General features: G+C 63.5%; 24 protein-coding genes and 3 tRNA genes. 11 read left to right on the plus strand and 16 right to left on the minus strand.

All coding sequences use genetic code 11. The features are described 5' to 3' along the window. The first annotated feature begins 112 nt into the window (after window positions 1-112). From H3221_RS18135 to H3221_RS18145, 3 genes are all read left to right on the plus strand, one after another. Entirely contained in the window at window positions 113-1,753 is a 1,641-nt protein-coding gene (locus H3221_RS18135) for an AMP-binding protein (RefSeq protein ID WP_196475288.1), read from the plus strand. Window positions 1,754-1,834: 81 nt separating this feature from the next. Then, a complete protein-coding gene (locus tag H3221_RS18140) occupies window positions 1,835-3,016 on the plus strand; it encodes a CaiB/BaiF CoA transferase family protein (protein ID WP_196475287.1) in 1,182 nt (393 codons plus the stop codon). Window positions 3,017-3,104: 88 nt separating this feature from the next. Beyond that, window positions 3,105-3,479, plus strand: coding sequence for a lysozyme inhibitor LprI family protein (locus H3221_RS18145; protein WP_196475286.1), 375 nt, complete (start codon window positions 3,105-3,107; stop codon window positions 3,477-3,479). Window positions 3,480-3,508: 29 nt separating this feature from the next. Here H3221_RS18145 and H3221_RS18150 read toward each other — a convergent pair whose 3' ends face one another. From H3221_RS18150 to H3221_RS18160, 3 genes are all read right to left on the minus strand, one after another. Next, entirely contained in the window at window positions 3,509-4,003 is a 495-nt protein-coding gene (locus tag H3221_RS18150; RefSeq protein WP_196475285.1) for a SprT family zinc-dependent metalloprotease, read from the minus strand. A 113-nt stretch (window positions 4,004-4,116) separates the two neighbouring features. Then, window positions 4,117-4,716, minus strand: a complete 600-nt coding sequence (locus H3221_RS18155; protein WP_143505331.1) for a Yip1 family protein — start codon at window positions 4,714-4,716, stop codon at window positions 4,117-4,119. A 168-nt stretch (window positions 4,717-4,884) separates the two neighbouring features. Beyond that, entirely contained in the window at window positions 4,885-5,478 is a 594-nt protein-coding gene (locus tag H3221_RS18160; protein WP_196475284.1) for a DNA-J related domain-containing protein, read from the minus strand. 101 nt (window positions 5,479-5,579) lie between these two features. On the opposite strand from H3221_RS18160, the gene ttcA reads away from it, so the two are divergent. From ttcA to H3221_RS18175, 4 genes are all read left to right on the plus strand, one after another. Next, on the plus strand, window positions 5,580-6,404 hold the full coding sequence (gene ttcA / locus H3221_RS18165) for a tRNA 2-thiocytidine(32) synthetase TtcA (RefSeq protein WP_196475283.1): 825 nt from the start codon (window positions 5,580-5,582) through the stop codon (window positions 6,402-6,404). 190 nt (window positions 6,405-6,594) lie between these two features. Continuing rightward, on the plus strand, window positions 6,595-6,726 hold the full coding sequence (locus H3221_RS25650; RefSeq protein WP_256667037.1) for a hypothetical protein: 132 nt from the start codon (window positions 6,595-6,597) through the stop codon (window positions 6,724-6,726). 263 nt (window positions 6,727-6,989) lie between these two features. Then, on the plus strand, window positions 6,990-8,048 hold the full coding sequence (locus H3221_RS18170) for a 3-deoxy-7-phosphoheptulonate synthase (RefSeq protein WP_196475282.1): 1,059 nt from the start codon (window positions 6,990-6,992) through the stop codon (window positions 8,046-8,048). 130 nt (window positions 8,049-8,178) lie between these two features. Then, window positions 8,179-8,931, plus strand: coding sequence for a DNA-3-methyladenine glycosylase I (locus H3221_RS18175; protein ID WP_196475281.1), 753 nt, complete (start codon window positions 8,179-8,181; stop codon window positions 8,929-8,931). Here H3221_RS18175 and H3221_RS18180 read toward each other — a convergent pair. The 5 genes from H3221_RS18180 to H3221_RS18200 form a co-directional block, all read right to left on the minus strand. Next, window positions 8,921-9,172 carry a YheU family protein gene (locus H3221_RS18180; protein ID WP_192984922.1) on the minus strand — a complete coding sequence of 84 codons (252 nt, stop codon included), beginning with the start codon at window positions 9,170-9,172 and terminating at the stop codon, window positions 8,921-8,923. The genes H3221_RS18175 and H3221_RS18180 overlap by 11 nt on opposite strands. A gap of 80 nt (window positions 9,173-9,252) precedes the next feature. Continuing rightward, window positions 9,253-11,985, minus strand: coding sequence for a hybrid sensor histidine kinase/response regulator (locus H3221_RS18185; protein ID WP_196475280.1), 2,733 nt, complete (start codon window positions 11,983-11,985; stop codon window positions 9,253-9,255). 158 nt (window positions 11,986-12,143) lie between these two features. After that, the gene (locus H3221_RS18190; RefSeq protein WP_196475279.1) at window positions 12,144-13,343 is read right to left on the minus strand and encodes an osmoprotectant NAGGN system M42 family peptidase; all 1,200 of its coding nucleotides are present in this window, start codon (window positions 13,341-13,343) and stop codon (window positions 12,144-12,146) included. A 63-nt stretch (window positions 13,344-13,406) separates the two neighbouring features. Next, window positions 13,407-15,146, minus strand: a complete 1,740-nt coding sequence (ngg, locus tag H3221_RS18195; protein WP_196475278.1) for an N-acetylglutaminylglutamine synthetase — start codon at window positions 15,144-15,146, stop codon at window positions 13,407-13,409. A 130-nt stretch (window positions 15,147-15,276) separates the two neighbouring features. Further along, the gene (locus H3221_RS18200) at window positions 15,277-17,046 is read right to left on the minus strand and encodes an N-acetylglutaminylglutamine amidotransferase (RefSeq protein WP_196475277.1); all 1,770 of its coding nucleotides are present in this window, start codon (window positions 17,044-17,046) and stop codon (window positions 15,277-15,279) included. 108 nt (window positions 17,047-17,154) lie between these two features. On the opposite strand from H3221_RS18200, the gene H3221_RS18205 reads away from it, so the two are divergent. The 4 genes from H3221_RS18205 to H3221_RS18220 all read left to right on the plus strand — a co-directional run bounded on the left by H3221_RS18205 (window position 17,155) and on the right by H3221_RS18220 (window position 18,096). After that, complete coding sequence (locus H3221_RS18205) at window positions 17,155-17,628, plus strand: MarR family winged helix-turn-helix transcriptional regulator (RefSeq protein WP_196475276.1); 474 nt, start codon at window positions 17,155-17,157, stop codon at window positions 17,626-17,628. 95 nt (window positions 17,629-17,723) lie between these two features. Next, a tRNA-Val gene (locus H3221_RS18210) sits at window positions 17,724-17,799 on the plus strand. 35 nt (window positions 17,800-17,834) lie between these two features. After that, window positions 17,835-17,911 (plus strand) — tRNA-Asp (locus H3221_RS18215). A gap of 108 nt (window positions 17,912-18,019) precedes the next feature. Continuing rightward, window positions 18,020-18,096: transfer RNA gene (locus H3221_RS18220), tRNA-Asp, on the plus strand. Window positions 18,097-18,638: 542 nt separating this feature from the next. Here H3221_RS18220 and H3221_RS18225 read toward each other — a convergent pair. Genes H3221_RS18225 through H3221_RS18260 form a run of 8 tightly spaced genes read right to left on the minus strand, consistent with a single transcriptional unit; the run spans window position 18,639 to window position 24,727 of the window. After that, entirely contained in the window at window positions 18,639-19,526 is an 888-nt protein-coding gene (locus H3221_RS18225; protein WP_196475275.1) for a metal ABC transporter solute-binding protein, Zn/Mn family, read from the minus strand. Then, window positions 19,523-20,422: a metal ABC transporter permease gene (locus tag H3221_RS18230; RefSeq protein WP_192984912.1), complete on the minus strand. Its 900-nt coding sequence runs from the start codon at window positions 20,420-20,422 to the stop codon at window positions 19,523-19,525. Before H3221_RS18230 ends, H3221_RS18225 begins: the two co-directional genes overlap by 4 nt. Continuing rightward, window positions 20,419-21,171: a metal ABC transporter ATP-binding protein gene (locus H3221_RS18235; protein ID WP_196475274.1), complete on the minus strand. Its 753-nt coding sequence runs from the start codon at window positions 21,169-21,171 to the stop codon at window positions 20,419-20,421. Before H3221_RS18235 ends, H3221_RS18230 begins: the two co-directional genes overlap by 4 nt. Further along, on the minus strand, window positions 21,168-22,094 hold the full coding sequence (locus tag H3221_RS18240; RefSeq protein WP_196475273.1) for a metal ABC transporter substrate-binding protein: 927 nt from the start codon (window positions 22,092-22,094) through the stop codon (window positions 21,168-21,170). Before H3221_RS18240 ends, H3221_RS18235 begins: the two co-directional genes overlap by 4 nt. Before the next feature lie 17 nt (window positions 22,095-22,111). After that, window positions 22,112-22,678, minus strand: coding sequence for a DUF6162 family protein (locus tag H3221_RS18245; protein ID WP_196475272.1), 567 nt, complete (start codon window positions 22,676-22,678; stop codon window positions 22,112-22,114). Next, complete coding sequence (locus H3221_RS18250; RefSeq protein ID WP_196475271.1) at window positions 22,675-22,995, minus strand: hypothetical protein; 321 nt, start codon at window positions 22,993-22,995, stop codon at window positions 22,675-22,677. The genes H3221_RS18245 and H3221_RS18250 overlap by 4 nt, the downstream gene beginning before the upstream one ends. After that, entirely contained in the window at window positions 22,992-23,534 is a 543-nt protein-coding gene (locus tag H3221_RS18255) for a thiamine pyrophosphate-binding protein (RefSeq protein WP_196475270.1), read from the minus strand. Before H3221_RS18255 ends, H3221_RS18250 begins: the two co-directional genes overlap by 4 nt. After that, window positions 23,531-24,727, minus strand: coding sequence for a PepSY-associated TM helix domain-containing protein (locus H3221_RS18260; RefSeq protein WP_196475269.1), 1,197 nt, complete (start codon window positions 24,725-24,727; stop codon window positions 23,531-23,533). Before H3221_RS18260 ends, H3221_RS18255 begins: the two co-directional genes overlap by 4 nt. Window positions 24,728-24,848: the final 121 nt, after the last annotated feature.

Genomic DNA, 24,848 nt, shown 5'->3' on the forward strand with positions numbered 1-24,848 from the left:
CACGAGCGCTCTGTGGTGGGTTGCACCCGCCTACGAGAGGCTGTGGTCTATCGTCAGTAACGCTCGCATTGCAACGAGCAGGTGAACCCCAAGGACAAGAAGGTAACCTTCCATGACCCTGCAACTGCCTCTCGAACGCTTCAACCACTGGCTGGGTCGACAACCTGATGCGGTCTGGCTGCGTCAGCCTGTCAATGGCGTATGGCACGACTTCACCTGGCGCCAGGTCGACGAGCAGGCGCGTCGCTTGGCCAGCGCGCTGTTGGCGCTGGGCTGCGTGCCAGGCGAACGCGTCGCCCTGCTGGCGAAGAACTGCGCCGAATGGTTCATCAGCGACCTGGCGATCCAGCACGCCGGGCTGGTCAGCGTACCGCTGTATCCGCTGCAGGCGCCTGAACAGATCGCCTACGTGCTGGAGCACGCGGGCTGCAAGGTGATTCTGCTGGGCAAGCTGGATGAGCCGGACAAACTGGCCACCGGCATCGCGCCGCATATCACCCGCATCGCCATGCCTTATCCGACCATGCCCGCCGAGCATCAATGGCATGCCTTGCTGGCCGCGCATGAGCCGCTGCTCGGCGCGCATCTGCAGCGCGGCGAGGATCTGCTGTCGATCCTCTATACGTCCGGCACCACCGGGCAGCCCAAGGGCGTGATGCTCTCGGCCCACGCCATGGCGTTCTCAGCGGCCAACGCCACTGCGGAACTGAGTATGACGCCGCAGGATCAATTCTTCTCCTACCTGCCGCTTTCGCACGCCGCCGAGCGTTTTCTGGTGGAGTTCAACAGCCTCTATTGCGGTGCTCCGGTGGCTTTCGTCGAATCGCTGGAGACCTTCGCCAGCGACCTTCGTCAGGTGCGTCCGACCGTGTTCTTCTCGGTGCCACGACTGTGGACGCGTTTTCAGTTGGGCGTGCTGGAGAAGTTGCCGGCGCACAAGCTCGACCGCCTGTTGCGTGTCCCGCTGCTGGGGCGGCTGGTGGCGCGCAAGGTGCGCGCGGGGCTGGGGCTGGATCGCGCACGCATTCTGGTATCCGGCGCGGCGGCGATTTCCACCGGGCTGCTGGAGTGGTACCGGCGTCTGGGCATGACCATTTGCGAGGGCTACGGCATGACCGAGCATTTTGCCTATGGCTGTTTCAATCGCCCCGGGCAGGTGCGCTTCGGCACCGTGGGCAGGCCTATGCCGCATCTGCAGGTGCGCATCGACGCCAGCGGCGAGATTCTGCTAAGCAGCGAGACCCTGATGCAGGGTTATTACCGTGAGCCCGAGAAAACTGAGGAAACCCTCAAGGACGGTTGGTTGTACACGGGTGATCGTGGCCAGCTGGACGATGCCGGCTACCTGCGCATTACCGGGCGAGTGAAGGACATCTTCAAGACCAGCAAGGGCAAGTACGTGGCGCCGGCGCCCATCGAAGGCGAGATCGCCAAGAGTCATTGGGTCGAGCAGGTGTGTCTGATGGGCAGCAACCTGGATCAACCGCTGGCGCTGATCGAGCTGTCACCTGCGGCCCACCAGCAACCACGTAGCTTGCTTGAACAGTCGTTGTCCGACCATCTGCATGCAGTCAATCAACGGCTGGAGGCGCACGAGCGTGTCAGTCATTTCTATCTGGTCAGCGAGGCCTGGACAGTGGACAACGGCAGCATGACGCCGACCATGAAGATTCGCCGCAATGTGCTGGAAGTGCGGTATGCCGAAGCAATTGCGGCCATGCCCGGCGATGTCGTCATCGTCTGGGAGCCTTGATTCATAGCCTGGATACAAGCTGTTGAGCGCCATCCCGGATTGCATCTGGGGCTACCTTGAATAAGCCAATCTGGAGTCACCATGTCTGGCCCGTTGTCATCGCTGAAGATTCTCGATTTTTCCACGCTGCTGCCGGGGCCGTTCGCCTCGCTGCTGTTGGCCGATATGGGCGCAGAGGTACTGCGGGTGGAGTCGCCCACACGCATGGACCTGGTGCGCGTGCTACCGCCGCACGATGGCGGAACCTCCACCAGTCACGCCTACCTCAACCGCAACAAGCGCAGCATCGCACTCGATCTCAAGCGACCCGAGGCGGTGGAGGTGGTCAAGCAGCTGGTCAGTGAGTACGACATCGTGCTTGAGCAGTTTCGTCCTGGCGTGATGGATAAGCTGGGCGTCGGGTATGAAACGCTCAAATCGATCAATCCACGGCTGATTTACGTGTCGATCACCGGTTACGGTCAGAGTGGGCCTTATCGTGATCGCGCCGGGCACGACATCAACTACCTGGCGTTGGCCGGTATTGCCAGCTACACCGGGCGCCGCGACAGTGGCCCGTTGCCGCTCGGTGTGCAGTTGGCCGATCTGGCTGGCGGCTCGCTGCATGGGGTGATCGGTCTGCTCGCCGCAGTGGTGCAGCGCCAGGTTACCGGTCAGGGGCAGCAGGTCGACGTAAGCATGACCGACTGCGCCTTCAGCCTGCATGGCATGGCGGGCGCAGGCTACCTCGGCGCCGGTGTCGAGCCTGACATGGAGAACCAGGCGCTCAATGGTGGCAGCTTCTATGACTACTACCGCACTCGTGATGGCCGCTGGTTCTCCGTCGGCAGCCTGGAGCCGCAGTTCATGCAACAGTTCTGCGCCGCCATTGGCCGCCCCGAACTGGCAGCACGCGGCCTGTCACTCAAGCCCGAGGATCAACGCGCGCTCAAGCGCGAGATCGAGATCGAGTTCGAGAAGCGCGATTTCGCGCAATGGTGCGAAGTCTTCGCCGCGCTGGATGCCTGCGTCGAACCCATGTTGCCGCTATCCGAGGCGGTGCAGCATCCGCAGATCAAAGCCCGTGGATTGGTCGTCGAGGTGCCGCGCGATGGGCTGCCCGCACAATCTCAACTGGCTTGCCCACTGAAGTTTTCCGAGGGCTTGGCGCCGCCCCGGCATGTCGGGGCGGCGGTTGGCGCGCATACCGCCGAGGTGCTGGCGGAGCTGGGCTACGACACCGAGCGAATTACGGCGCTGCGCGAGGCGCGTGTATTCGGTTGAAGCAGCTATGGCTGCCCGCATAGGATGTGCGCCTTTACCCAACAGGGCATCAGGCATGAAAGGAATCGCACGGATGGTGTCGGGCGCCATGGGATGGATCTTGGTAATGGGCGTGGCCGTCGCCCTGGTCCCCGTACAAGCCGCTGATGATCCGGCCGATCCCTGCCAGCAGGGCAGCGCCATGGCAGCTTTCATGTGCCAGGGGCCAGCCTGGAAGGCTGCCGAGCAGGAGCTGCAAGGCACGTACGATCGAGTGATAGCCATGCTCAAGGTGGATGACCCGGCGCTTGCCGAAGACCTGCGCAATGCCCAACGGCTGTGGATCAAACTGCGCGAACAGGATTGCAGCCTGTACGCCCGCAGCCGTGTGCAAGGCTCGCCCTGGACCGGGTTCTGGGAGTCGGAGTGCCACTCAGAGCAGGCACGTACACGCAGTGCATGGCTTAAATCATTCGAGGGTTAGAGGCCGCTGTCGGTGTGTGGGCGCTTCGATCACTCCTGGCGCTGCTCACCGCTGAAAGTCAGCGTCACCTTGCAGCGCCGGCAGTAGTAGCGGCGGCCCTTGGCGACCAGGGCGTGGCGCTGGGCCGAGAAGGGGAACTCGCTATCCGCGCAGCTACAACGATAGATGAAGCGATTGACCTTGCGTCGCTCGACTTCGTAGCTGTGGCAACGATGTGGTGGCAGCTCGTAGACGCCGCGCATGATCAACTGCCATTCCTCACCATGCGGCTGAATGCGCGGGCCGAACAACTGGTGGGCGACCATGTGGGCGACTTCGTGCGGCACCGTCTGGCGCAGGAAGTCTTCCTGGTTGGCCCGGTACAGCTGCAAGTTGAAGCGCAGTTTGTTTTCCGTCAGGTGCGCGACACCCGCCTTCTGCCCGCGTAGCTTGAAGCTGATTTCGGGGCGGGCAAAGCGTTGCTTGAAGAAGGTTTCGGCCTGCTGGTAGCAGGCTTCGACGCGGGCGTGAATCTGTTCGGGCATGAGCGGGTGCAGGTACTGGCTGAGCGCCGATTATGCCGTAAGCCGGGAGCCTGTGCCGCTTGCCAATGAAAAGGCCGCCCGAAGGCGGCCTGTAGGTTAACTGCTAGTGGCTATCAACTGGTGTAGACCGGGCCGACGCCCATACCCCAGAGAATGACCGAGCTGGCGATCATCGCTACCAGCACGACCAGGCCGACCGCCAGTACGGAACTGGAGAACATGAAGCCTTCGTCTTCAGGGATGTTCATGAAGGTCGGTATACCGACATAGAGCAGATAAACGGTGTAGCAGATCGCGACCGTGCCTACGACCATGCCCAGCCACAGGTGCGGGTAAAGCGCTGCGAGACCTCCGATGAACAGCGGGGTGGCGGTGTAGGCCGCGAATACGACGCACTGGGTCAGGCTGGGATTGGCGTCGTAGGTACGTGCCATCCAGTGGATGAAGGCGCCCATCACGGCTACGCCAGCGAGCATCGCCAGGTAGGACATGATGGTCATCACCATCGCACTGCCTTCGGTGAGCATCACCGGTGCTCGGTCACCAATCGCCCAGCCAACCTGGGTGGTGCCGATGTAGGCTGAAATGGCGGGAATTGCCGCGAGAATCAGCACGTGGGTCAGGTACATGTGGCTGATGGATTCTTCCTCGCCACGGATTTCTTGCCATTCTTGATCGGGATGGGTGAAGAGCCCCCAAACGTGGTGGATCATGCCAGACACCTCCTCTTTCTTATGACGGTCGCCCCCCAGCGAACGCCCGGGACGCGTGTACAGCGCCACCGGGTGTCAGGCCGAAATCTATGCGACCTTATGTCGCAGTATAGGCAGGGCCTGGAGCAGGCGTGGTGTCTGGCTTTAGAGCAAATCGCTCTCTAGAAGTCAGCGGTAATAGCGCTCAAGAATTTCCATGGCCAGGTTTATCGACTGCAACCGCTCTGTGCTGCCGCCTCGGTCCGGATGATGCTCGCTGACCATCTGTCGGTAGCGCAGCTTGATGCGTGGCAGATCAAGTGTGCGTTCATTGGCCAGTTCGAACAGCTCGAGTGCAGCCTGCTTTTCCTCACCGCCCTGCATGCGCGTCCAGAAACTGGTGAGCAGACGCTCGACGTCGCGTTCGTCGGTGCCCTGCAGGTTGCTCATGTCCAGGTAGTAGTCACGCAGTCCGTCGCGCTCACTGAGCGCTGCGTTGCCTGGCTGATAAGGCTGCAGACGGATACACAGCGGGCTGATCTGCAACTGGTTGATCTTCTGCTCCCACAATCGCTCGCGCAGGCGATAAAGCGCATTGAACAGCAGGAAATGAGTGCGAAACAGCACCAGCTTGTCGGCCAGGGGCAGATTGGGTATGTGGCCGCTGTGGCGGTCTTTCAATTGCTGGATCAGGGTGTATTCGGCAATGCCGTCCGGTGCTGCCTGCAGCAATTGCAGGACCTGCTCGGCGAGGTCCAGGTTGGGGTCGAGGTCGTCGTTCATCGGCCGAGACTAGCATTTCATTGCTATCGGGGTAGGGGCGCGGCGCCATTGTGCGTAAAATGTCGCGCTTTCGTTCCCACTCCCTCGGATTTCGACGCACCATGGGCACCCTTTCGGTCAACCAGAACAAACTGCAGAAGCGCATTCGCCGCCTGGCCGGCGAAGCCATCACCGATTTCAACATGATCGAGGATGGCGACAAGGTGATGGTCTGCCTGTCCGGCGGCAAGGACAGCTACACCATGCTCGACGTGCTGCTGTACCTGCAGAAGGTGGCGCCGATCCAGTTCGAGATCGTCGCGGTGAACATGGACCAGAAGCAGCCCGGCTTCCCCGAGCATGTGCTGCCGGCCTATCTGGAATCCGTCGGCGTGGCGTACCACATCATCGAGAAGGACACCTACTCGGTGGTCAAGGAGAAGATTCCCGAGGGCAAGACCACCTGCTCGCTGTGCTCGCGCTTGCGTCGCGGCACCCTGTACACCTACGCCGACGAGATCGGCGCGACCAAGATGGCGCTGGGGCACCACCGCGACGATATCCTGGAAACCTTCTTCCTCAACATGTTCTACGGCGGCACGCTCAAGGCCATGCCGCCCAAGCTGCTGTCCGACGATGGCCGTAACGTGGTGATCCGCCCGCTGGCCTACTGTGCCGAGGCTGATATCGAAGCTTACAGTCAGCTCAAGGAGTTCCCCATCATCCCGTGCAACCTGTGCGGTTCGCAGGAAAATCTGCAGCGCCAGGTGGTCAAGGAGATGCTGCAGGATTGGGAGCGCAAGAGCCCTGGCCGTGTCGAGATCATGTTCCGCGCCCTGCAGAACGTGCACCCCTCGCAGTTGGCCGACCGCAACCTGTTCGATTTCAAGAGCCTGAAGATCGACGACAGCGCCACGCCGCGTTTTCTCGATGTAATGAGCCTGTAAGGCATCCTGTAGGGTGGATCAGGCTTCATCGATCCACCGTGAAGGGTATCGGTGGATGTAAAAAGCGACATCCACCCTACGCCCCTCCCACGGTTCGCGTCGTTTGTGGGAGGGGCTTTAGCCGCGGCTTTCGCCCTTGCCAGGCTGCAAAGGCCTGGAGTATGGTTCGGCCATCGCTTTGGAGAATTCCATGTCCGCCAGCCTCAACCTCCTGTCCATGCTGCAAGCCGGTGCCACGAGCGCCGCGCTGGCTCGTGCGCAGGCGCTTGTGGCGGCAGCGTATTATTTCTTTGGGTATTGGTTTAGCCACAGGCGCGCCTGATACCCCACAGGCGGCCTGAGACACCAGGGTCGCCACCAGAGACGTTTTCCAGAAAACCCCCGGTCGGCAACCCGACCGGGGGTTTTGTTTTTTCCGGCCGAAAAACGGCCACAGATCGAGGACTCAGAGATGAACCGTTATTACCGCAACTACCGCTACGACTGGCGATTTAGCAGCGTCACCACCGCCCTGACACCTTTGCAACGAACACTCAGTTAGCGCCGCCGCGGTATCGACCGCGCCGGCCAAGGAACCGCCAGATCATGAACAGCTCCGCTCAACTCGCTTCCACCGTCACCAGCATCGCCCGCCGCAGCGCCCAGCCGCTGCCCAGCCCCGCCGTCTTGCGCCAGCGCCTGCCATTGCCCGCCGCACTTGTCGAACGTATTGCCGCCGACCGTGACGCCATTCGCGCCGTGCTCGATGACCGCGACTCGCGCCTGCTGATGGTGGTCGGCCCCTGTTCCCTGCATGACCGTACCAGCGCTCTCGAATACGCCGAGCGCTTGGCCGAGCTGGCCCCGCAGGTCGACGACCAACTGCTGCTGGTAATGCGCGCCTACGTGGAAAAGCCACGTACCACCGTGGGCTGGAAGGGGCTGCTGTACGACCCGCATCTCGATGGCAGTGGCGACATGGCCGAAGGCTTGCGCCAGTCGCGGCAACTGATGCTGGATATCCTGGCGCGCGGCCTGCCATTGGCCACCGAGTTGCTGCAACCGATGGCTGCCGGTTACTTCGATGATCTGCTCGGTTGGGCGGCGATTGGCGCGCGTACCAGCGAGTCGCAGGTGCACCGCGAGATGGTCAGCGGTCTGGATCTGCCGGTGGGCTTCAAGAACGGCACCGACGGCAGCGTTGGCATCGCCTGCGATGCCATGCGTTCGGCGGCGCACCCGCATCAGCACTTCGGCATCGATGACCTCGGGCACCCGGCGCTGTTGCATACCGCGGGCAACCCGGACACCCATCTGGTGCTGCGCGGTGGCCACGGTGCGCCGAACCATGACGCTGCCAGCGTCGGCGCTGCACGTGAGGCACTGCAGCGCCAGGGGATAGCACCGCGCATCATGGTCGACTGCAGTCATGCCAACAGCGGCAAGGACCCGCTGCGCCAGCCGGCTGTATTGGAGTCTGTGATCGACCAGCGCCTGGCCGGTGATGCCAGCCTGCGCGGAGTGATGCTGGAGAGCCACCTGTTCGACGGTTGCCAGGCGCTTTCCGGCGAGCTGCGTTACGGCGTGTCAATCACTGATGGCTGCCTGGGCTGGAGCGCTACCGAAGCAACATTGCGCCAGGCTGCCGAGCGTTTGCGCGGGTAGGGCGAGTGCAACCCGCCAAGCCGGGACTGGCGGGTTGCACCCACCCTACGTGAGCGTCGCCGCTGTGGGACTTGAGTGTTCTACGCGCTGCGTGCAGGCTCTGTCGTCCGTTTCATGAAGGGTTCGATTCATGCGTGATTACAAGTGGCTGCACGAGTTCTGCCTCAACCGTTTTGGCTCGGCCAAGGCATTGGAGGCCATGTTGCCGCAGCCGCGCAGCGACGCCGAGCTGCGTGCGCTGAGCGACGACCGCTATCTGTCGCTGATCAGCCTGCGCATTTTCCGCGCCGGTCTCAAGCACAGCCTGGTGGATGCCAAGTGGCCGGCGTTCGAGGAGGTGTTCTTCGGCTTCGATCCGGAGAAGGTGGTGCTGATGGGCGCCGAGCGCCTGGAAAACCTGATGCAGGATACGCGGCTGATTCGCCACCTGGGCAAGCTGAAAAGCGTACCGCGCAACGCTCAGTTCATCCTCGATGTGCGGGCTGGGCGCTTGTTGGGCAGTCCCTCATCCGGCGCTGCGCGCCACCTTCTCCCTGAGGGAGAAGGGCATCAGACTGGGCCTGCGGCCCATTTCTCTTTTGGCGCGCTGATCGCCGATTGGCCGGTCAGTGACATCGTCGGGTTGTGGAAGTACCTGGCCAAGCATGGCAGTCAACTGGGCGGTCTGTCGGCGCCGCGCTTCCTGCGTATGGTGGGCAAGGACACTTTCGTCCCTACCGATGACATGGTCGCCGCGCTCAAGGCGCAGGGCGTGATCGACAAGGCGCCGACCAGTTTGAAAGACCTGGCTGCCGTGCAGGCTGCCTTCAACCAGTGGCAGGCCGAAAGCGGGCGGCCGCTGTGTCAGCTATCGGTAATGCTGGCGCACACGGTCAATCACTGAGGCTGTCGTTGAGGGCGTCCAGCCATTCTCTGGGCACGTCACGCTTCATCGCCAGTTGGCACTGCTGGCTCTCAGGGTCGAAGACGATCACTGCCTCGCCCTTGTCCAAGGCGCGGCGTACACGTTGTACGCGGGTTTCCAGTGGGGTTTCGTCACCGTTATCGGTACCGTCGCGGGTGACGAAATCTTCGATCAGGGCGGTGAGGGTGTCGGCTTGCAGCAGGTCAGCAGGGATCAGCACAACGAGTGACTCCAGTTATTGGCGCCCATGATAGAGCCGCAGGCGCCGTGCTGCGAGTTCTCTCAGTGCACCATGCCGGGTCATTTGAGGTGGCGCTCCAGCGTGCTGTAGAGCAGCGCGCTATCCAGCGGTTTGCCGAGAAAATCGTCCATGCCGGCATCCAGACCGTGCTGGCGGTGCTCCTCGAGGATATGCGCGGTCAGCGCGATGATGGGCACGGCAGCGAGATGCTGGCTGCGCTCCAGGCGGCGAATCTGCCGGGTGGCTTCGAAGCCGTCCATCACTGGCATTTCGCAATCCATCAGGATCAGGTGCACGGCAGCCGGGTCGCGACTGTATTCATCCACCGCCGCCTGGCCGTCGGTTACCAGGCGCACGCTGTAGCCACGTTTTTTCAAAAAGCCCTGAACCACCAGTTGGTTCACTGAGTTGTCCTCCGCCACCAGAATGCAGGGGGCTTCGCTGTTGTCGCTGCGTATTTCTCTGACCAACTGATGTACCTGTGCTCTGGGTTCTTCATACAGCCCGTTCAAGGCCTGGCGCAGTGCGTTGATCGCCACTGGCTGGGCCAGGTGTTGCAGGCGTAGTTCGTGGCTTGCCGGCAGTTGCTGGCAGGCCTCGGGCGGGCAGACCAGCAGCACGCGCTGTTGCGCCTGCAGCTTGGGCCTGAGTGAGTCAAGCCAGTGGTTGACGCCACCTGGCCAGGGCGCCATCAGCACCAGCAGTGGCGGCGCCGCGAAATCCTCCAGGTAGTCCTGCAGGCGCTCCGGCGTCTGGCAGCGCTCGGTACGCATGCCCCAGCGTCCGAGCAGGCGGCTCATGGCATCCAGACCAAGGCCGTCGAGCGAGGCGAGCAGGGCGGTGCGTCCGGCGAGCAGGCGGCTGAGCTCGTCGGGTGCTTCCTGTTCGGCCAGCAGCGGCATGTCGAAAGCGAAGCGAGTGCCCTGGCCAAGAGTGCTCTGCACCTCGATTCTGCCGCCCATCATCTCCACCAGCTCTTTGCTGATGGCCAGCCCGAGACCGCTGCCGCCATAGCGGCGGGTGGTACTGGAATCGCCCTGAGCGAAGGATTCGAACAACTGCGCCAGTGCCTGCTCACTGATGCCGATACCGCTGTCGCTGACGGCGATCACCAGATGCGGGTTGCCATGGCTGTCGCTACGGCGGCTGACGCTGACTGCCACATGGCCTTCGGCAGTGAACTTCAGGGCGTTACTGAGCAGGTTCATCAGGATCTGTTTGAGTCGCGTCGGATCACCCTGAATGCGCCGTGGCACGCCGTTCTCCAGGCTGACGTAGAGGCGCAGGCGTTTATCCAGGGCCTGGCCGGTGAACAGGCTGAGTGTCTCGGAAATCATGTCTTCGAGATCGAACTCGATCTGCTCCAGACTGAGCTTGCCGGATTCGATGCGGGCGTAGTCGAGGATGTCGTTGATCACTGCCATCAGCGAACTGCCGGAGCTGGAAATAGTGTCTACGTAGAAGCGCTGGCTACGATCCAGAGGCGTTTCGCGCAGCAGCTGCAGCATGCCCAGCACGCCGTTGAGCGGGGTGCGGATCTCGTGGCTCATCTTGGCCAGGAAACGGCTCTTGGCCTGGCTCTCGAAGGCGGCTTGCTCGGCTGCACGGCGCGACTGGAAGCCTTCTTCCTTGAGCAGGTTGATGCGGTCGGCGAGACCGATGGACAGGGTGATCAGTTCGATGGTCACACCGATTTTCACCACCGTGGCGCCGAATACGCCGAACACTTCCAGCCCCAGGGAGCCAGTGGTGGCCTGGATGAAGGCGAACAGCAGGATGGCCCAGGCCAGGGTGTAGTAGGAGCCATAACGCACGCCGCGACGCCATACGTAGAGGCCGGTCAGCAGCAGGATCAGCGATACCAGGGATACGGTAACGCTGGCCAGGATGTTCCAGGCGGCGAAGCCGATCAGTGGCACCGACAGCAGGCAGCCGACGCAGATCAGCATCAACAGACGCAGGCCGGTATCCAGGCGTGGGAAATACTGGCGTGCGTGCAGGAAATGGCGGCTGAACTGGATGGCCGTAAGGCAGTGCAGGTACATCAGTATGTAGATGCTGACCGACTGCAAGGCCACGTGCTCGGGTAGCAGCTTGAACAGCATGCCGTCGAAGCAGGCCGCGAGCAGGCCGACGTTGAGGTTATAGGCCAGGTACCAGAGGTAGGCCGATTCGCGCAGCGACAGGTAGAGGAACAGGTTGTAGCAGAACATGGCGAACAGTACGCCGTAGAACGCGCCGTTGAAGCCCATCAGGTTTTCCTGCGCAGCTGCGCTGGCACCGTAGGTGGCGAAGAACAGCGGCACGAATACCGTGCTGCTGGTTTCCACGCGGATCAGCAGGGTGCTGACGCCAGGCTCCAGCTGCATGGGAAACCAGAAGTTGCGTACCTGTACCGGTCGCTGAGAGAAGGCGAAGCTATCGCCGCTTTCCTGTTCCAGACGCTTGCCGTCGGGTCTGATCAGGTGAACCTGAAGATGATCGAGCAGCGGATAATTGACTTCGAGATAGCCGCCCAGCTCATGCTCAAGCGCATTGACCAGGCGAACCTTGAACCACCATACGGATGCGTTCTTGCCAAGATTGGCGTGTTCGCCGCCGGGGGTACGAAAGGCATTGTCATCCAGTGCCCGCACCTGCTCGACGCTGAGGGTGCCGTCCACGTCTTCGTAGTAGCCGGTGTAAGGGCCCAGGGATAGACGCATGTCGTCGCTATCGAGCGGCGCAGGCGTAAGGGCCCAACTTGGGCAGGCAAGCCAGAACAGCAACAAGGCCAGAAAGACGCGAGGCATCCGTGAACCTCAGAAGGCCATGAGAGATGGCCGGAGTGTCATGTTCAACGTCGCGTGGCGACGGCCCGAAGGTTGGCCACTGACGCAGGCCAGAAAAAGGGGAGCTGATGCTCCCCTGTCGTCCTTTCGTGTCACTTTGCCTTTATGCGCTGAACCCTTCAAGCGTCCCGATCATGTTGCCCGACCAGGCTGTCCACAGGTGGGACACGGGTATCGCTTTCCATCTGTGCATCGTGCTCCAGTTGATGACTGAAACGCTCCAGCGAACCCTGTGCCGGCTGCGCGTCGCTGGCGAATACCGGCGGGCTCATCATGTAGGCGGTGAGCAGGCGGCTTAAGGCCTTGAGGCTGTCGATGTGGGTCCGTTCATAGCCATGGGTGGCGTCGCAGCCGAAGGCCAGCAGCGCCGTACGAATGTCATGGCCAGCGGTGACCGCCGATTGAGCATCGCTGTGGTAGTAGCGGAACAGGTCGCGCCGTACCGGTACGTCCTGCTCGGCCGCCAGACGCAGCAACTGGCGTGATAGGTGATAGTCATAGGGGCCGCCGGAGTCCTGCATGGCCACGCTGACGGCATGCTCGCTGGACTGCTGGCCTGGCGCGACCGGAGCAATGTCGATGCCGACGAATTCGCTGACATCCCAGGGTAGGGCGGCGGCAGCGCCAGAGCCGACCTCCTCGGTGATGGTGAACAGCGGGTGGCAATCGATCATCGGTTGCAGGCCATGGTCACGAATCGCCTTGAGTGACGCCAGTAATGCGGCGACGCCGGCCTTGTCATCGAGGTGACGGGCGCTGATATGACCGCTTTCGGAAAATTCCGGCAGCGGGTCGAAGGCGACGAAATCACCGACGCACACGCCCAGTGAGTCGCAATCGGCGCGCGTGGCGCAGTAAGCGTCCAGGCGCAGTTCGACGTGATCCCAGCTGATCGGCATGGTGTCTACGGCGGTGTTGAAGGCGTGCCCCGAGGCCATCAGGGGCAGCACGCTACCGCGAATCACGCCGTTGTCGGTGAACAGGCTGACACGGCTGCCTTCGGCGAAGCGGCTCGACCAGCAGCCCACCGGCGCCAGGCCGAGACGGCCGTTGTCCTTGATCTCGCGAACGATGGCGCCAATGGTGTCGAGGTGCACGGAAACGGCACGGTCGAAACGCTCGTACTCGCTCTGGCGCCCGCGCAGGGTGGCGCGGATGGTGCCGCGGCGGGTCAGCTCGAAGGGGATTTCCAGCTCTTCGAGACGCTCGGCGACGTAGCGTACGATGGTGTCGGTAAAACCGGTAGGGCTGGGGATGGCAAGCATCTCCAGCAGTACCTTCTGCATGTAGTCGAGATCGGGTTCGGGTAGTTGTTGCATGCAAGCTCCTCGGCGTTGGGTTTTCCCCTCTCCCAAATGTGGGAGAGGGCCGGGGGAGAAGGCTCAGCTCGGTGTCTGGCTGAGCGGGAACAGCAGGTCGACGAAGCGCTCGGCGGTTGGCTGCGGTTCGTGGTTGGCCAGGCCGGCGCGTTCGTTGGCTTCGATGAACACGTACTGCGGCTGGTCGGCAGCCGGCACCAGCAGGTCGAGGCCGACCACGGGGATTTCCAGGGCGCGCGCGGCCTTGATGGCAGCGTCACGCAGGGTCGGGTGAAGGATCGCAGTGACATCCTCCAGGGTGCCGCCGGTGTGCAGGTTGGCGGTCTTGCGCACGGCCAGGCGTTCGCCAGCTGGCAACACGCTGTCGTAGTCGAGGCCGGCACCGTGCAGGGTGCGCAGGGTTTCTGCGTCCTTGGGGATGCGGCTTTCGCCGCCGGTGGCGGCCTGACGCCGACGGCTCTGCGCGTCGATCAGCTCGCCGATGCTGTGGCGGCCATCGCCAATGATTTCGGCCGGACGGCGGATGGCCGCGGCCACCACTTCGTAGCCGATCACCAGCACACGCAGGTCGTGGCCCTCGTGGTAGCTCTCCAGCAGCACGCGCTGGTCGAACACGCGGGCGCGCTCGATGGCTTCCTGCACCTCGCCCGGCGTGCGCAGATCAACTGCCACGCCCTGGCCCTGTTCGCCGTCGACGGGCTTGACCACAACCGAACCATGTTCGGCGAGAAACGTGGCGTTATCTTCAGCACTACCGGCCAGGCGTTGGGCCGGCACGCTGAGGTCGGCGCGCGACAGGGCGCGATGAGTCAGGCGCTTGTCCTGGCACAGAGTCATGCTCACTGCACTGGTCAGGTCGCACAGCGATTCGCGGCAGCGGATGCGTCGGCCACCGTGGCTGAGGGTAAACAGTCCGGCATCGGCGTCGTCCACCTGCACTTCGATGCCACGGCGCAGCGCTTCGTCGACGATGATGCGCGCATAAGGGTTGAGCTCGGCCTGCGGTCCGGGACCGAGGAACAGCGGCTGGTTGATGCCGTTCTTGCGCTTGAGGCTGAAGGTCTGCAGCTCGCGAAAGCCGAGCTTGGCGTAGAGCTTCTTGGCCTGCTTGTTATCGTGCAGCACCGACAGGTCGAGGTAGCTCAGGCCACGGCTCATGCCGTGTTCGATCAGATGCCGGACCAGCACCTCGCCGACGCCTGGACGGCTGCATTGCGGGTCGACTGCCAGGCACCAGAGGCTGCTGCCGTTTTCCGGGTCACGGAAGGCGCGCTGATGGTTGAGGCCCATGACGCTGCCAATCACCGCGCCGCTGTCTTCATCCTCGGCCAGCCAGTAGGTCGGGCCGCCCTCGTTGTAGGGAGTGAGTTTGGCCGGGTCGATCGGCAGCATGCCGCGAGTCTGGTACAGGCAGTTGATCGCCTGCCAGTCGGCGTCGTTCTGCGCCCGGCGGATACGAAATCCACGGAAGCTGCGACGTGCCGGGCGGTAGTCGGTGAACCACAGGCGCAACGTGTCGGAGGGGTCGAGAAACAGTTGCTGCGGCGCATGGGCCAGCACCTGATGTGGTGCGGCCACGTACAGCGCGATATCGCGCTCGCCGGGCTGTTCGCCCAGCAGGGATTCGGCCAGCGCCGTGGCGTCGGGGTAGGTATGGCCGATCAGCAGGCGGCCCCAGCCGCAATGGATGGATTGCGGTTGACTGGGCTGGCTGGTGTGATCCTCGGCCAGGCGTGCCTGCAAACGCTCGTAGGAAGGTGTCTGGCCGCGCAGCAGGCGTTGGTTGAAGGCAGTGGAGCGCATGGAATAGTCCCTGTCCGTGTTCACGACGTCCGGTCTGAGCCGGATCGCCATTGAGTCGCGACAAATCCCGGCTTGACCGGGCTACGACCATTGATCCTGCAGGAGCGACCCGAGGGCCGCTCCACATGAGTTACAGACCCTGTTCGCTCAGCCACAGGTTGAGCGCCGCGAGCTGCCACAGCTTGGAGCCGCGCAGCGGCGTCAACTGGCTCTGCGGGTTGGTCAGCAACTGGTCGAGCATGCTCGGATTGAACAGGCCTCGATCCTGGCTGGGGTCGAGCAGCAGGTCGCGCACCCAACCCAGGGTAGCGCCTTCCAGGTGCTTGAGACCCGGTACCGGGAAGTAGCCCTTGGGCCGGTCGATCACCTCGCTGGGGATGACCTTGCGCGCCGCTTCCTTGAGCACATGTTTACCGCCGTCGGGCAACTTGAACTGCGCCGGAATGCGTGCCGACAGTTCGGCCACGCGATAGTCGAGGAACGGCGTGCGCGCTTCGAGGCCCCAAGCCATGGTCATGTTGTCCACGCGTTTGACCGGGTCATCGACCAGCATCACCGTGCTGTCCAGGCGCAGCGCCTTGTCCACTGCAGCGTCGGCACCGGGCATGGCGAAGTGCTCGCGAACGAACTCGCCGGCCATGTCACCAGTCAGCCAGGCAGGCTGCACGCAGGCCGCGTATTCGGCGTGCTCGCGGTCGAAGAAGGCGGCGCGGTAGGCGGCGAAGGCATCCTGGGCGCCATCGACCTGCGGGTACCAGTGATAGCCGGCGAACAGCTCGTCAGCGCCCTGACCGCTCTGCACCACCTTGCAGTGTTTGGCCACTTCACGTGAGAGCAGGTAGAAGGCGATGCAGTCGTGGCTGACCATCGGCTCGCTCATGGCGCGGAAGGCCTGCGGCAACTGATCGAGAATCTCGTGCTCGCCGATGCGCAACTGGTGGTGACGGGTGGCGAAGCGCTGGGCGATCAGATCCGAATACTGGAATTCGTCACCACGCTCGCCGCCGGCATCCTGGAAACCGATGGAGAAGGTCAGCAGGTTCTCCACACCGGCTTCGCGCAGCAGGCCGACCAGCAGGCTCGAATCGACGCCGCCGGACAGCAGCACGCCGACGTCCACGGCCGCACGCTGACGAATTGCCACGGCTTCGCGCATGGTGTCCAGTACCTGCTCGCGCCATTCTTCCAGGCCGTAGCCGGTCTCATCGCCTTGCGGGCCGAATTGCAGCGTCCACCAGGTGTTCTGCTCGACCTTGCCGTCGGCGTCGATGCGCATCCAGGTGGCCGGCGGCAGCTTCTCCACGCCCGCCAGGATGGTGCGCGGCGCCGGTACCACAGCGTGAAAGTTCAGATAGTGGTTGAGTGCGACGGCATCCAGCGTCTTGGCGATGTCACCACCTTGCAGCAGGGCCGGCAGTGACGAGGCGAAGCGCAGGCGCTCGCCAGTACGCGACAGGTAAAGAGGTTTGACGCCGAGACGGTCGCGGGCGATGAACAGGCTTTGCTTGTCACGTTCCCAGACGGCGAAGGCGAACATGCCATTGAGTTTGGGCAGCAGCTTTTCGCCCCAGGCGTGATAGCCCTTGAGCAGTACCTCGGTGTCACCGCCAGAGAAGAAGCGATAACCCAGCGTCTCCAGTTCGGCGCGCAGCTCGGGGTAGTTGTAGATGGCGCCGTTGAACACCATGGACAGGCCCAGATCACTGTCGATCATCGGCTGGCCCGAGGCTTCGGCCAGATCCATGATCTTCAGCCGGCGATGGCCCAAGGCGATGGGGCCCTGGCTATGAAAGCCGTGGGCGTCGGGGCCGCGTGGGGCCAGGTGGTGGGTGATGCGCTCGACTGCCGCCAGGTCCGCGGGGCGTCGATCAAAACGTAGTTCTCCAGCTATTCCGCACATAGTTCCTTACCGGTGTTGCCGTTGGGGAGTGGCTCGTGGTCGAGCCTTTTACACCAAAACAAAAAAATGCTTTCATGTCAAAGTTTTGGTTGTTATGAATTGGTGCTTATGACCGATAAAAAAGTTCCTGTTGAAATAGATTTGTCATCTGTCATGGCCTTCGAGATGCCCCTGTTCCAGGCGCTGCGGCGCTTGCAGCAGGCGGGTGAGGTGCATGCCAAGCGTCTGGCTCGCTTCGGCGGGCTGACGCCCATGCAGTTGATGGTGCTGCAGGTGCTGGCCAGCGAGACACGCATGACGGCCAGCGTGCTGAGCAGTCGCGTCAGCCTGACCGCCGCGACGCTTTCCGGCCTGCTCGATCGTCTCGAGGAGCACGGCCTGCTGCAGCGCCAGCGCGATGATCAGGATCGTCGCCGGCAGTGGCTGCTGATCAGCACGGCCGGACGCGAGCTGATCCAGCAGGCGCCGTCGTTGATGCCGCCAGAATTCAACCAGCGTTTCGCCGCGCTGGCCGATTGGGAGCGCCATAGCCTGGCAGCAGCGCTATTGAGAGCGGCCGAGTTGTGTGGAGAGATGGAATGAGGGGGCACTGAACCCGCCTTTTTCAGAAAAAATTCAAGCAGGGTGTTGACTTAGCATCGCCGCCTGCATAAAGTGCGCGCCTCGCTAAGGCACATGGGTGATTAGCTCAGCCGGGAGAGCATCTGCCTTACAAGCAGAGGGTCGGCGGTTCGATCCCGTCATCACCCACCATAGCCTTAGAGAGAAGGACGAAAGTCCACCGACGCGCAGCGGTAGTTCAGTCGGTTAGAATACCGGCCTGTCACGCCGGGGGTCGCGGGTTCGAGTCCCGTCCGCTGCGCCATTATTTCCCAGATCGGTGCTTCATCGGTTTGAGATGGCAGAGTCCGCAAGGGCGCCATCAGATGCAATAAAGCTTCAAGAGTTCTCTGGACGAAAGTCCAACCGACACGCAGCGGTAGTTCAGTCGGTTAGAATACCGGCCTGTCACGCCGGGGGTCGCGGGTTCGAGTCCCGTCCGCTGCGCCATATACGAAACCCGCTGATCGCGAGATCAGCGGGTTTTTTATTGGCCGCCGTTTGTGCGGCTGCTTCTCTGTGGCAGGCGTTCAAGCGGCAAGCTTTGCGTGCTTGTCATCGGCTAAAGCCGCTCCCACGCAGACAGCTCCCGGCCAGTGTCGATGGCCATTTCTCCTGCCCGCGACTTTTCGTCATATTGCCTTCATACCGCCGCTCTAGCCTGATGGGCATGCACCTTGTGTCGTCGTTGAACGGATCATGCAGGAGGGTCGAGTAGTGGATGATTATCAGGAAGAACTGCTGGAGCTGAGCGCCCTTGAGCAGGGCGCAGTGGATGGCGTCGAGGACGCTACCGAGCTGTAAGGGCCTGTCCAGGCCCTGCTCGCGTCAGCACTGCTGCGTTGAAACAGGCTCGTGTGCGGGGCCGATCCGGATGAGGCGCTGCTCAAGCGGCTGCCGCTCGCTCTAATGGCCGGGATGCAATCCGGTGCGCGGCATTCCCGGATTTCATCCGGGCTACTCAGGCTCCGGGCAGAGACGTTGAGTTTTGCTCAGGGCGACAGGGCGTCCAGCACCTGGCTGATGGCCGTTTCCAGCCTGGCCACGGGTTCTTGCTGATTGTCTTCGATCAGTACCAGGCGGCTGCCGCCGTCGCTGATCGCCTTGGCCAGATCGGCTGGCGGCTGGCGCTGGACAAGCACGGCAGCGACGTCGTTGCCGCGCAACTCGGCGCTCAGTTGCGCCAGGGTTTCAGTCGTCCATTCGGCGTCTTTCGCCACGCTCAGCTCGACAAGGTCAAGGTTGAGGCCGTCGATCAGGTAGTCGAAGTGATCCGACAGGCTGGCCACACTCAGGTTATCCAGCTCTGCCAGGCGGCTTTCGCTGGCGGCGCTGAGTTTGAGCAGGCGCTGCTTGAGCGTCGCCAGGTTGGCCTCGATCTGCGGTTTGGCCTCAGGTGCCAGGCGGTTCAGGTCGGCGGCGATCACATCGGCCATGCGTCCCAGGTTGTTGATGTTGAGCCAGGGCTGGCTGGCCAGGGCGTCACCGCCGTCGCTGCGCAGGGCGATGCCGGGCAGGGCGCCGTCCACCGGACGTGCGCCGTCAACTTCGACGATGCGGATATTGCTGCGCCGCGCCAGCGGGTAGAGCGGGTCGTCCGGCCATAGCGAGCGCAGGCCGATCACGGCGTCGGCGTCGCGCGCGGCCTTGTCCAGTGCGCCCGCGCCACGGCCGGCGAAGTACGAGGGTTGGCGGCTGGCCGGCAAGTTGGCCGGGGCGGCGCGTTGCAACTGCACGGCGCTGCCGTCGAGCAGGCTGGCGCCGAGACCGTAGGTGATCGGCAGGCTGGCGAGAATGCGCACGGGCTGTGTTTCGGCGTGCAGCGGGCCGGCGAGCAGGGCGCAGGCGGCGAGGGCAAGGCTCAGGCGTTGCAGGGTCATCCCAGGTTCCCTTTCAGGCTAGGCAGTGTGCCGCGGGCGATGGCGGCGATGGCGAAGGCGAGGCCGGCGACCATGATGATCGCGGCGCCGGAGGGGACCGGCAGCTCCAGGGCGATCGGCAGAAAGATACCGGCCAGTGTGCTGCAGGTGGCGATCAGTACCGATAGCCAGAAGAAGCCCTTCAGTGATTGGCTGAGCAGTCGTGCCGCGGCCGCTGGGATCACCAGCAGAGCGCCGACCAGGATGGCGCCGATGACCTTGACTGCAGCCACGGTGACCAGCGACACCAACATCACGAACAGGTAGTCCAGCGGCTTCACCGCGACGCCACGCACGCTGGCCAGTTGCGGGTTGAAACTGGCCAGCATGATGCGGTTGTAAAGCGGCAGTGCCAGGCCCAGCACCAGCAGCGAGACCAGCGCCAACACTGCCAGGTCCTGGGCGTTGACCGTCAGCACCGAGCCGAACAGTACGTTCTCCAGGATATGGATGTTGATCTTGCCGGCGAGCACCAGCAGCAGGCTGGCGCCGACTGCCAGCGACACCGAGAGGAACACGCCGATCAGCGTATCCGGCGCCAGGCCGGTGCGGTTGCGCAGGTAGTTGAGCAGGATACCGAACAGCAGGCAGTAGCCGAACAGGCTGCCGTAGGGGCCGGTGTAGGGCTCGCCGAGCAGGATGCCGATGGCCACGCCGGTCAGCGCGGCGTGGCCGACCGCTTCGGAGAAGAAGGCGAAGCGCTTGACCACCACCAGCGTGCCGAGGCCGCCGAGCACCGGGCCGATCAGCAGGCCGGCGAGCAGGGCGTTGACCACGAAACCGTAGGCCAGAGCCTCGGGCAAATAGCCGGCGCTGGCCCAGGCCTGGATCGCCAGGCGGATGTCTTCGAAACTCATGACGAGGCCTCTTGCTGGCGCGGATGACTGGAGAACAGGTCGAGCAGGCGCTCAGGGGTCAGCACCTGCGGTGGCGTATCGTCGAACAGCACGCGGCGGTTGAGCCCGGTGACGCGGTCGGCGAGGCGACCGACGGCCTGCAGGTCGTGCTCGATCCACAGCACCGTGGTGCCGGCCTGGCGCCAGTCGCGCAGCAATTGCTCGAAGACCTGGACACCGGGCTCGTCCAGCGCCGACATCGGCTCGTCGAGCACCAGCAGCTGCGCCTCGGGCACCAGGCCCTGGGCCAGCAGCACGCGCTGGCGCTCTCCGCCGGACAGCGCGCCCATGCGCCGCTTGCGCTTGTCCAGCATGCCGACCCGTGCCAGCGCCTGTTCGATGGCCGGCGCGTGGCGTCGCGACAGGCCGAGGAAGGCCGGGCGACGCTGGCACATGGCGGCCATGAAATCGTCCACTGTCATCGGTAGGCCGCGATCGAATTCCAGCGCCTGCGGTACATAGCCGATGGTCCCGGGGCTGGCTGGCCAGTTCAGGCGTAGCTCGCCCTGGTGCGGCATCTGCCCGAGCAGGGTCTTGATCAGCGAGCTCTTGCCACCGCCGTTGGGGCCGACCAGGGCGTGCACGCTGCCGGCGCGCACCTGAAAGCTGACCTTGTCGAGAATCCGCGTGCGGCCGAGGTTGAGATCGACGCCCGTGAATTCGATGCCGGGGCCCTGCAGGCGCGGCGGCGCTGTTTCGAGGGCGGTCATACGCCTTCGTCCTGAATGGCGCGTACCACGGTGTCGAGATTGCGGGCCATTTCCTCTTCGTATTTTCCGGCGGTGTACTCGCCATAGGAAATATGCGTCAGCGGGTAGATCTTCACCCCGGACTCACGATGGATGGTGTCGACGTAGCTGGAGGGGAAATCCATCTCGGAAAAGATCACCTGCACGTCCAGTTCCTTGAGCTGGTCGATGGTCTTCTTCAATTGGCTGGGGCTCGGCTCGATGCCGTGGGCTGGTTCGACCACTGCGGTGACTTCCAGGCCGAACTCGCGCAGCAGGTAGTCGTAGGCGGCATGGATGGTGGCTACGCGCAGCTCGCTGCCCTTGGCGTCGGTCAGCTTGCCCAGCGCTTCGGCGCGCAGGCCGCGCAGGCGCTTGCCATAGGCACGGGCGTTCTGGCTGTAGAACTTGGCGTTGTCCGGGTCGAGCTTGCCGAGTTCGCGAGCGATGTTGTTGATCTGCGCGATGGAGGCGGTGATGGAGAGGAAGGTGTGCGGGTTGACCACCTTGCCGGCGCCGCGCGCGGCCTGGCCGGTGGCGGCGAGCAGGGGCACGCGGGCGTTGGCCTCGATCACAGGGACGTCCGGCTTCTCGCTGACGGCGATCATGCGGTCGGCGAAGTCGTCATGGCCGACGCCGTTGAGCACCACCACGTCAAGGTCGCCGATGCGCTTGATGTCCTCGGCGCGCGGCTCGTAGGCGTGCGGGTTGAAACCGGCCGGGATCAGCGGCACCACGTCGGCGCGGTCGCCGACGATATTGCTGACGTAGCTGTAGTAGGGGTGCAAGGTAATGCCGATACGCAGGCGGTGGTTGTCGGCACTGGCGAGCACGGGGGCGAGGGCGGCACCCAGGCTCAGCAGCAGGCTGGCCAGCAGGCGGCGGGAGACGAAGCGAGAGGGCATGGAGGGGGTCCCGATATTCAGTGGCGATGCTGGCGGGTGACGCCAGCGTCGTATTGGCTGGCGACCTGGCGCCAGCCGGCGGCGATCAGGGCATCGGCATGCAGGTTCTGTGGGGCAACGACATCGCTGGAGCGGTTGAGCCAGATGTCGGCATCCGCTGGGCTTGCCAGCAAAAGGAAGGAGCCGGCGACGGCGCTGTCGCCGCTCAGACCCTGGTAGGCGTAGTCATCGCCGATATGCAGCAGCTGCCAGACGTGGTGGCCACGGGTGGCGGTGCTGGAGTCATTGGTGAAGGGCGGAATGCCTTCTTCGGCCAGTTGCTGCGGCTCGGGCAAGGTCTGCAGTTCGTCCCGCAGCATCAGGATCTCGTCGAGGGCCACGACCAATTCGGTATGGATACCTTGCTCGGCAGCGTTGAGGTCGCGGCGGGCATCGATCTGGTGCGCGGCGACGCTTTCTTCCTCGTGACTCTCGCTGCGCAGGCTGATGACTGTTGCGGCCAGCAGGATGATCGACAGACTGAGGACGGCCACCCACAGGCTTTCATGCCCGGCGCCGGCCGGGCGTACCACTTGGGTGGTCATTGGCTGGCGATTTCCGTGTGGTCGATTTCCACGACGTGTCCGGGGCCGGCGTCGAACAGTACGTAGAACTCGCCATCCGGACGCTTGAAGCTGAGCCTTGAGTCCTCGCCGAGTTTGCCGGGCACCAGCACCTCTTCTTCGTAGCTGATCACGTCGAGGGTCACGCCGGGGGCGCCACTGCCGTCGGAGAAGCCGCCGGTGCAGACGATATCGCCGGTGCCGTGCTCCTCGCATTCGCAGATCGGGTTGTGCGCGAGAGCCAGAGGGGACAGGCCGGTACAGAGCATCAGCAGACCGATGCGGGCGCTATGGATCATGGTTTGTCTCCTTGTTGTTTCAGCCAGGCGAGGGTGGCGGGCGAAGCCTCGGCCAGCGGGATGGATGCCTGATGTACTGTGCCGTCCCAGCCCTCGGCGGTGATCCACAACTCGGCGTCTGGCTTGGTGCGTGGCGGTATGGGAATGCTCGTGCCCATGCGATAGGGGCTGCCGAAGAACAGCCCGCCGGCAGCGCGCAGGCTGCGTGGCTTGCCGATGCGCAGGTAGACCACCTTGACCTCGCTGATGCACGCCTGGCACAGCGCGGCGTTGAAACTCTTCATATAGCCGGCCGGACCTTCCAGTTGCGGCGGCTGATTGCGGAACTCGGCCAGGCGCAGGCTCCAGGGGCCGACCTGGACTTCGCCGAACTCACGCTCGCCGAGGCCGCTGGCGCCACGAAACAGCGCGACATCCTGAAAGTACTTGGGCATGAAACCCAGGGGGATCAGCACCAGCAGCACGTTCAGGTGGAAGCGCCACCTGTACCAGAAACGGCCCAGAGCGGATGGGGCGGGGGCGATTGCGGCCTTGCTCATGGGCGGCTCTCCGAGATTTCACGGGTGGCGAGGATCGGGGCCGGCTTGGCGGCGCGTGCCGGCCGCTTGACCGCAGCGACCGTGGCCAGGGCAGTGCGCTTGGTCCAGATCAGCAGGCCGCTGAGCACCATCATGCTAAGCAGCAGGCCGAAGACGAACCACAGCAGCTTGACCCACAGGCCGCCGAAGTCGCCGGTGTGCAGCGGCCGCATGGACTCGGTGACGAACTCCAGACCTGAGCGGTCGCTGAGCAGGCGGGTGGAGTCGATATCGCCGTTGTAGGGGTTGATCGAGGCAGACTGGAACATCAGCGGATACCAGCCGCGGCCCCAGACTGAATAATGGCCATAGGCATAGCCCGGCAGGCTGACGAAACTTGGCTCCAGGCCCGGGATGACGTCGGTGGCCCTGAGCACGGCGGCGTCCAGGCTGATACGCGGCACTTCGGCGGCGCTCGGCGCCAGCGGCACTTCCTCGCGCGCCACTACTGGAGGTACGCCTTCGGTGGAGATCGACACGTGGGTATCGCCGAGAATTGCCTGGATCAGGAACCAGATGCCAGTGATGGAAATGACCGCGATGAACCATATCGACCAGATGCCGGAAAGGCGATGGAAGTCGCCCCAGAAGATGCGTGCGCCCTGGCCCACGCGCAGGCGTGGGCTGAAGAAGCCTTTCCAGAACTTCTTGTAGACCACCAGGCCGGTGATCAACGACAGCAGCATCGGCAGCCCCATCAGCGACACCAGGTACCAGCCCCAGCTGTAGCCGTTGGTGAATGGCACCAGCCACCAGCCATGCAGGGCCCGGGTGAACTGGCGGAAGTCAAACTCCGGGCTGACGCCCTGGATCGCGCCGCTATAGGGGTTGACGTAGAGCAACGGCGAGCTGCCGTCGGGATAACTGACGCGCGCGGTGAGGGCGAAGTGATCTTCGTCCGGGCGGCCGATGGACTGCACGATCAGCTCCGGCTCGGCACGATTGATCGCTTCCAGTACCTGGCCGAAGCTGAGGCGCTGTGCATCATCGGACGGCTTGCTGGCGCGCACGTCCGGGTTAGCCAGCCAGACGATCTCCTGGCTGACCGTGGCCAGGGTGCCGGTGACACAGATGATCAGCAGGAAGAACCAGACCGGTAGGGCCAGCCAGCTGTGGACGAGAAACCAGAGTCTGGAGCGGGATTTCTTGGACATGTTCGCGGGGTCGTTGGCGTGCACGGCAAGGCCGGCGCGGAATGAAAGGAGTAAGAAGCGACCGCAAACGCGGATGAAAAGGATTCTAAGTTGCGATCGCTTGGCGATCAAGGTTGCCGTG

This window comes from Pseudomonas chaetocerotis, from assembly GCF_015712105.2.
GTDB lineage: Bacteria > Pseudomonadota > Gammaproteobacteria > Pseudomonadales > Pseudomonadaceae > Aquipseudomonas > Aquipseudomonas chaetocerotis.